The sequence below is a fragment of the Bacteroides faecichinchillae JCM 17102 genome (assembly GCF_000614145.1).
In the GTDB taxonomy this organism is placed as follows: domain Bacteria; phylum Bacteroidota; class Bacteroidia; order Bacteroidales; family Bacteroidaceae; genus Bacteroides; species Bacteroides faecichinchillae.
This window is the reverse complement of sequence record NZ_BAKK01000114.1, coordinates 1-1,620: the sequence shown is the minus strand read 5'-3', so window position 1 is coordinate 1,620 and position 1,620 is coordinate 1. Positions and strand designations below refer to the sequence as shown.

Here is a 1,620-nt window from a genome sequence, read left to right as displayed (position 1 = left end):
TCTATGTTGTATTCCTAATAATTGAATACTCTTTTATTTGTTATTAACTTTATAAATCAATTAGTTATCTCTTTTCTCTCATTTTTCAAGAAACAATACCCTACCCGACTAAGATGAAAATCCTACTCTACTCTATCAACCACTAATCACTTCTATCGTTCCTCGTGGCTTTCTCTTAAATAAAAGCCCTATTAGACAAACTTCTATGAGTTGAACTGCACAGCGGCAGGCAACAATTTACTTCTTCAGAATAATAGGATGGACGCAACAAACTATTTAGAGATGCAGCTCAAGGCTCATCAAATATGAAAAAGGAGTCGTCCAAACTGAAATTTGCCTAACAGGCTTTTATAGGGTATGCTAACAGCATCTGTCATATTCGTATTTCTTCCCTTTTTTCAGCACATTCAAAATTCTGCTTGATAATTTACGGGCGATACGTATAATCGCTTCTTGTGGTTTCATGCGTTTGCAATATTCACCATAGGCGGCTGCCATGACACTGTCATGCCGTATGATTACCCAAGAACTTTCCACCAACATGGGACCGATCTTTTTATTTCCCCTGAATGTTTTCTCGCCGTTACAGGATTTCTCTCCACTGCTATGCATGGTGGGAATAAGTCCCAGATAAGAAGCGAACTCACGCTGGTTGTTAAAGCGGGATATGTCATCTATTTCCGTGAGCAGACACATGGCGGTATTCACTCCTATGCCGGGAATAGAAATAAGAAGGGAATAACGGTCGGCGTACAACGGGCTACCGGCTAAATCACGAAGCAGGCGGTTTGCCTTAAGCAGGCTTTTCCTGAATAAGTCAACCTGTTCCAATAACAAATCAAGTCCGATACGGCTGGAAGACAATAAAACCACATCTTCACGTAGCCAAGACATAAAACGTTTAGACCAATGCGTATTAGGACTGGCAAAACAATCGGGCAACTGAACACCATTATTATAAAGCAAATGCTTTACACGCGATTTATAACCACCGAGTTGTTGTTTTAGGGTTTTACGTATGCGTACAACACTACGATTGTCCAGATTTTCTTTCCTGCGAATGTAGATACCTTTAAGTGTGCCGGCCTTTAAAGCTTTGGCAAGCTTCTCCGAATCCACAGGATCGGATTTCATCACATTCTCGTATTGAGTAGTAGGAACATCAGCCGCATGGATGACCATGCAAGAAATGCCATACTCCTGGAGAGCGTAATAAGTCGAGAAGCCACTAAATCCAGACTCGTAAACGGCTTGATAATTTCCGTTAGGATAATGTTTCTTCAAATGTTCAAAGAGCTCTTTGGCGGAAGACTTTTGAGAATGTTTCTTTTTATAACCCGATTGGGTGAGAATTGTCACGTTCCAAGTCTTCAAATGCACATCAATTCCGATATAGATGTTTTGTCCATCGAAATTTATTCCTTTACTTTGTACCATAGGTGTAATAGTTTTAATTACTGATTATTTGTTGATTGTCAATTCGACAAATGTAGTAATTCAATTATTACGCCTATTCTGTTTAAACCAAATCTTCGGTCGGGGAACGCCCAGCGGCAAGGGGCGGGACCACCCGTCCCGACGAGCGTTTGTTTTCAGCGTTTACAAACATAGTAACTATTT

General features: G+C 40.4%; 1 protein-coding gene. It reads right to left on the bottom strand.

Going from position 1 to position 1,620, the window contains the following annotated elements; genetic code table 11:
• Nucleotides 1–360 precede the first annotated feature (360 nt).
• The gene (locus JCM17102_RS20945; protein WP_025076561.1) at nucleotides 361–1,437 is read right to left on the bottom strand and encodes an IS110 family RNA-guided transposase; all 1,077 of its coding nucleotides are present in this window, start codon (nucleotides 1,435–1,437) and stop codon (nucleotides 361–363) included.
• Between the last annotated feature and the right edge of the window lie 183 nt (nucleotides 1,438–1,620).